5 protein-coding genes are annotated in these 6,382 nt (G+C 38.0%); 2 read left to right on the top strand and 3 right to left on the bottom strand.

Annotated elements, in window-relative coordinates; genetic code table 11:
* Positions 1-250: 250 nt before the first annotated feature.
* Positions 251-1,795, top strand: a complete 1,545-nt coding sequence (locus QS62_RS11245; RefSeq protein ID WP_066110218.1) for an AbgT family transporter — start codon at positions 251-253, stop codon at positions 1,793-1,795.
* A 10-nt stretch (positions 1,796-1,805) separates the two neighbouring features.
* Positions 1,806-3,026, top strand: coding sequence for a peptidase T (gene pepT / locus QS62_RS11240; protein ID WP_082966196.1), 1,221 nt, complete (start codon positions 1,806-1,808; stop codon positions 3,024-3,026).
* A 59-nt stretch (positions 3,027-3,085) separates the two neighbouring features.
* Here pepT and QS62_RS12020 read toward each other — a convergent pair whose 3' ends face one another.
* From QS62_RS12020 to tal, 3 genes are all read right to left on the bottom strand, one after another.
* On the bottom strand, positions 3,086-3,259 hold the full coding sequence (locus tag QS62_RS12020) for a hypothetical protein (RefSeq protein WP_156550128.1): 174 nt from the start codon (positions 3,257-3,259) through the stop codon (positions 3,086-3,088).
* Between the two features lie 318 nt (positions 3,260-3,577).
* Positions 3,578-5,572, bottom strand: a complete 1,995-nt coding sequence (gene tkt, locus QS62_RS11235; protein ID WP_066110214.1) for a transketolase — start codon at positions 5,570-5,572, stop codon at positions 3,578-3,580.
* Positions 5,573-5,600: 28 nt separating this feature from the next.
* On the bottom strand, positions 5,601-6,382 hold a 782-nt coding region (gene tal, locus QS62_RS11230; protein ID WP_066110212.1), incomplete at its 5' end, for a transaldolase.

Below are 6,382 nucleotides of genomic sequence, written 5' to 3'. Positions count from 1 at the left end.
TTATTTGCATTCGGGCAAGAGTAAGAGGGACCCAAAGCTATTTTATAGAAATTTTTGACAAAATTTAGGTTTGTCAGCGGTCTAAGGAGAGCTTCGAGCTCTCCTTATTTTTTGTGATAGACCTCTCCTTTCTATAATAATCTTCAAGGAAGTGCCTCTCATTTATTGTTTATTTATTAATCTTTTGCATATAATCATTTAACTTTTGTAACAAAAGATCAACACAATAACACACACAGAGAGGGCTATTATGAATAGTGTAAACACTCCACCAACACGCAATTGGTTACAAAAAATTGAGTATATTGGGAATAAGTTACCTGATATTACTATGCTGTTTATTTACGCTTTAATCATTTGCTGGTTACTTTCTTGGGGATTGTCTTACTTTACTTTTGATTACATTCATCCAGTAAATAAAGAACCTATCAAAATTATAAATCTGTTCCAATCTAATGAAATCATGACCTTTATGAGTTCGCTCACTAAAAATTTTGTTAATTTCCCTCCATTGGGAATTACGATTGTCGCAACATTAGGGATTGGGATTGCAGAAGCTAGTGGTTTTATTAATGTTGGTTTAAGTCGTGCGTTAGCCATTATTCCGAAAAGTATTGTAACGCCTGCTGTTGTGACAATTTCTGTTCTTGCTCACGTTGCTTCTGATTCTGCTTATGTGATTTTAATGCCTGTTGCTGCATTAATTTTCTATTCTGTCGGTAAGCATCCTCTTGCGGGGATTGCAGCTTCTTTCGCTGGTTTAGCAGGTGGTTTCTCTGCGAGTTTTACTCCATCAATTATTGATCCAATAATGCAAAGCTTTACCCAAAGTGCCGCCCGTATTTTAGATCCAAGCTATGATGTGAATGTGCTTTGTAACTATTTCGTCAGTTTTGGCAGCACTTTCTTTGTTATTGCGACCTGTTGGTATATTACCGATAAAATCATCGATCCACATTTGAAGCGTACTATGCCAATTGATAAGGATCTTGATACAAAAGATACTACAATTAATCAGCCATCAGCGCGTGATCTTAAAGCATTCCGTTGGGCTTCATTAGTATTGTTATTAATGGCTGTTGGTTTATTTTTGTTAGCTTATCCTGACAACTCATTATTACGTGGTCCAGATGGTTCTTTAACCAGCCCTAAAGCTCCGATTATGCAAATGATCGTGCCGTTGTTATTGCTCTTTTTTGCTATTCCATCGTTAGTGCATGGCATCATCGCTGGAACCTTTAAAGATGCACACACTGTGACCAAATCAATGGAAAGAATCACTTATACGTTAGTCGCATTTATTGTGTTCTCTTTCTTCTGTGCACAATTCTTATATTCCTTCAACCGTTCAGGTATCGGTACATTAATTGCTTTATCTGGTGCTGAATTTCTAAAAGCATTACAAATGCCTGCTGGTATTACCATTTTCGGTGTATTAGTTTTAACGCTATTACTTAATATCATCATTACTTCTGCTACTTCAAAATGGGCGATTCTTTCACCAATTTTGGTGCCTATGTTGATGTCAGTAAATATTTCTCCAGAATTAACACAAGCGGCTTTTAGAATTAGTGACTCGGTGATGAATGTTTCTACTCCAATGTTTGCATTCTATCCGCTACTGATTTCTTATTGCCAACGTTATTGTAAAAGCACTGGTGTGGGAACATTGTGTTCAATGATGATTCCATACACAATCGGTTTATTTATTGTTTTAACTATTGTGTTATATGTATTCTGGTGGCTCGGTATTCCATTAGGTTTCGATAGCGGATATGTGTATCCAAAAGCATAAGGATAAGATCATGCAACAACAATTAATTGAACGTTTTTTTCGTTATTTAGCAATCAGCAGCCAAAGTAATGCGGCTATTACTACGGTACCTAGTAGTGATGGTCAATGGAAAATGGCAAAACTGTTGGCTGATGAATTAACCGAACTTGGTTTAGAGCAGGTAAATATTGATCAATATGCTAATGTTACTGCTGTCCTAAAAGGGAGCGTACCAAATGCTACGCCGATTGGTTTTTGTGCTCATATGGATACTGTAGATGTTGCGTTATCTCCGATTATTTCACCACAAATTAAAACATTTGCTGGTAATGATTTACTGCTTAATCAAGAAAAAAATATCTGGTTAAAAGTTACGGAACACCCTGAAATTTTACCTTATCTTAATCAGGAAATTATTTTCAGCGATGGTACTAGTGTCTTAGGTGCAGATAATAAAGCGGCAATAGCAAATATTATGACTGCACTCGCTATCATCAAACAGCATAATCTGCCAACAGGCGATATTTATATCGCCTTTGTACCAGACGAGGAAATTGGTTTGCGTGGTGCAAAACTTCTTGATTTGCACAAGTTTAAACCTGATTTCGCTTATACTATTGATTGTTGTGAGCTTGGCGAAGTTGTCTATGAAAACTTTAATGCCGCGGCAGCAACTATCACTATTCATGGCGTTAGCGCTCATCCAATGTCGGCAAAAGGCGTATTGGTTAATCCAATTCTAGTGGCACAAGATTTGATCGCCTTATTTGACCGCAACCAAACTCCAGAATGTACAGAACAGAAAGAAGGTTATTGGTGGTTCAACAGTTTTGAAGCTAATCAAAGCCAAGCGGTATTAGGAATGTCGATTCGTGATTTTGATAAAGCCTCTTTTGAAGCTAGAAAGGTATTTATTGAAAAAGCGGTTAATGAAATTCAACAACGTTATCCAACAGCGAAATTAACCTGTGAAATTTCAGATACCTATGGCAATATCGCGAATACATTAACCGAAGATCGCCGTTCGATCGATCTGCTATTTAATGCAATGGAACAAATGAATGTAACGCCTAAAGTTATCCCAATGCGTGGCGGTACTGATGGTGCTGCGTTATCAGTAAATGGTATTACTACCCCGAACTATTTTACTGGCGCACACAATTTCCATTCAAAATTTGAATTTTTGCCAATTCCCTCGTTCGTTAAATCTTGTGAGCTAACATTAAAATTAATTGAGTTAGCTGCTAAATAACAAAAAAGTCCGATCAAAACATTTTGATCGGACTTTTTATTTATTCTTTATCTAACAAATCACTTTATTACTTGAGATAACTCTTTTACTCTATTCCGGAGATGGTGACGTTGGATTTCAGCAACAATATCACTTTTTTGTACCATTTCGACTCTTTCTTTTAAAGTCTTTCTCTGTATCCTATGGATCTTTTTCACTTGAGCAATATCCGTATTCATCGCTTGTACTGTCATCGTTTGATTTTCCTCATAAATAAATTGAGTTTTAGTGAAACAACTAGGTCAAGATTCAGAACAGCTAATATTAACCTGAGTATTCTTCAGTAAAGATAAACTATTAAATGAGTAAAAATATTATCAAGATAAGGATATAATAAAACATCAAATAGCTTATATTTCTGTACATACTATCATAAATATTATTTACTTGGTATATTATTTTTGTTAAAAAATATTATCCTAAAATAAGTTACTTGTTAAAGAAAAAATAAAAAACCCTTCTTAATCATCAAGATAAGAAGGGTCTTAAATTAATTATGCACTAGAAAAAAACTATAAAATCTCTTTTGCTTTCGCTACAACGTTCTCTACAGTAAAGCCAAAGAGTTTAAAGAGTTCTCCCGCCGGTGCAGATTCACCAAAACGGTTCATACCCACAACACGTCCGGCCAAGCCAACATATTTGTACCAGAAGTCACTAATTCCAGCTTCCACAGCAACACGTTTTGTCACGCTGCTTGGTAATACGCTTTCTTTATAAGCTTCGTCTTGTTTGTCAAAGACATTGGTGCTTGGCATAGATACCACGCGAACTTTATGTCCTTCAGCAGCTAATTGTTCTGCCGCTTTCACTGCTAATTCCACTTCCGAACCTGTCGCAATGAAAATTAACTCCGGTGTGCCTTCACAATCTTTTAAGATATAAGCTCCACGTTTTACGTTAGCTAATTGTTCCGCTGTTCTTGCCATTTGCGTTAAGTTTTGGCGAGTGAAAATTAATGCACTTGGTCCTTCCTTACGCTCTACCGCTGCCTGCCATGCAATCGCAGATTCAACTTGGTCACATGGACGCCAGGTTTCAAGATTTGGAATTAAGCGTAATGCCGCAGTTTGTTCTACTGGTTGGTGTGTCGGACCATCTTCCCCTAAACCAATCGAGTCGTGAGTATAAACATAAAGCACTCGTTGTTTCATTAACGCTGACATCCGCACCGCATTATGCGCATATTCCATAAACATTAGGAAGGTTGCACCATAAGGAATAAAACCACCATGTAACGCAATACCGTTCATTATCGCTGACATACCAAATTCACGCACACCGTAGTTGATGTAGTTACCATCTACTACATTCGCACGTAATGGTTTTGAACCTGACCATAAGGTTAAGTTAGACCCTGCTAAGTCCGCAGAACCGCCTAAAAATTCTGGCAATAAATGCGCATAAGCTTCAATCGCATTTTGTGATGCTTTACGGCTCGCTATATTCGCTGGATTTGCTTGTAATTTTTCAATAAAGGCTTGAGATTCCGCTGCCCAGTTCGCCGGTAATTCCCCCGCTAAACGGCGGCTTAATTCTGCCGCTAACTCTGGGTAAGCCGCTTGATAAGCCGCAAAACGTTTATTCCATTCCGCTTCTTTCGCTGCTCCTTGTTGTTTTGCATCCCATTCCGCATAAATCTCTGCTGGAATTTCAAATGGCGCATATGCCCAACCTAAATTTTGACGAGTCGCCGCGATTTCTTCTTCACCTAATGGTGCACCATGGCAATCGTGAGAGTTGGATTTATTTGGTGAACCATATCCAATAATGGTTTTACAGATAATTAAACTTGGTTTACTGGTTTCTGCTTGTGCTGCTTCAATCGCTGCTGCAATCTCTGCCGCATTGTGGCCATCTACCGCTGGCACAACATGCCATCCATACGCTTCAAAACGTTTTTGGGTATCATCGGTAAACCAACCATCTACATGACCATCAATCGAAATATTGTTGTCATCATAGAAAGCAATTAATTTACCTAAACCTAATGTCCCTGCTAATGAACACGCTTCGTGTGATACCCCTTCCATTAAACAACCATCACCTAAAAACACATAAGTATGATGGTCAATAATGTCATGACCTGGACGGTTAAATTGGCCTGCTAAGGTTTTTTCGGCAATCGCCATCCCTACCGCATTGGTAATACCTTGGCCTAATGGACCTGTTGTTGTTTCTACACCCGGTGCATAACCATATTCTGGGTGGCCTGGAGTTTTTGAATGTAATTGACGGAATTGTTTTAAATCTTCAATTGATAAATCGTAACCGGTTAAATGTAACAAGCTATAAATCAACATTGAACCATGTCCATTTGATAACACAAAACGGTCGCGGTTTACCCATTTTGGATTCCCTGGATTATGGGATAAGAAATCACGCCATAATACTTCTGCAATATCTGCCATTCCCATTGGCGCACCTGGATGCCCTGATTTTGCTTTTTGCACCGCATCCATACTTAAAAAACGGATTGCGTTTGCGCGTTCTCTTCTTGTAGGCATAAAATTCACCTCTATGTTCTTTTCAAAATTAAAGTTTTACGATAAGCATTGCTTCTAATTTTTCGATATCTGCCGCAAATTTACGAATACCTTCAGCCAATTTATCCACTGCCATCGCATCCATATTGTGTTGCCAATAGAATTCAGCTTCTGTCATCGCTGCTGGACGTGGCAATACTGCACCTTGATAATCCAATTTACGAGGTAATTCCACATTGCTTTCTTGTAACTCTTTTAATAACGCTGGCGAAATAGTTAAACGATCGCAACCTGCTAATTCAGTGATTTCACCAATATTACGGAAGCTTGCTCCCATTACTACAGTTTTATAACCATATTGTTTGTAGTAGTTATAAATTTTAGTTACTGAAATCACACCTGGATCTTCACTTGGTGCAAACTCTTTCTTATCACCATTCGCTTTGTACCAGTCTAAAATACGACCTACAAATGGAGAAATTAAGTAAACGCCCGCTTCAGCACAAGCACGAGCCTGCGCTTCTGAGAATAATAGGGTTAAGTTACAGTTGATGCCTTCTTTTTCTAAAATTTCCGCAGCACGAATTCCTTGCCAAGTTGAGGCAATTTTAATCAAAATACGATCGTTGCTGATTCCTGCTTCGTTATAAAGAGCAATCAATTTACGTGCTTTTTCTACTGTTGCTTGCGTATCATAAGAAAGACGAGCATCCACTTCTGTTGAAATACGTCCTGGGACGATTTTAAGAATTTCTAATCCAATATTAACGGCTAATTTATCTTCAGCATCAATTAATTGTTGCGCCTTATCTGCACTTTTACTTTTCGCAT

Source organism: Gallibacterium salpingitidis (assembly GCF_001678495.1).
GTDB lineage: Bacteria > Pseudomonadota > Gammaproteobacteria > Enterobacterales > Pasteurellaceae > Gallibacterium > Gallibacterium salpingitidis.
Note: the sequence above shows the minus strand (reverse complement) of the source record. Positions and strands in the feature narration are given on the sequence as shown.

Coding starts and splice junctions, on each gene's coding strand:
- QS62_RS11245 (WP_066110218.1), top strand. CDS start 251: ATGAATAGTGTAAACACTCCACCAACACGCAATTGGTTACAAAAAATT.
- pepT (WP_082966196.1), top strand. CDS start 1,806: ATGCAACAACAATTAATTGAACGTTTTTTTCGTTATTTAGCAATCAGC.
- QS62_RS12020 (WP_156550128.1), bottom strand. CDS start 3,259: ATGACAGTACAAGCGATGAATACGGATATTGCTCAAGTGAAAAAGATC.
- tkt (WP_066110214.1), bottom strand. CDS start 5,572: ATGCCTACAAGAAGAGAACGCGCAAACGCAATCCGTTTTTTAAGTATG.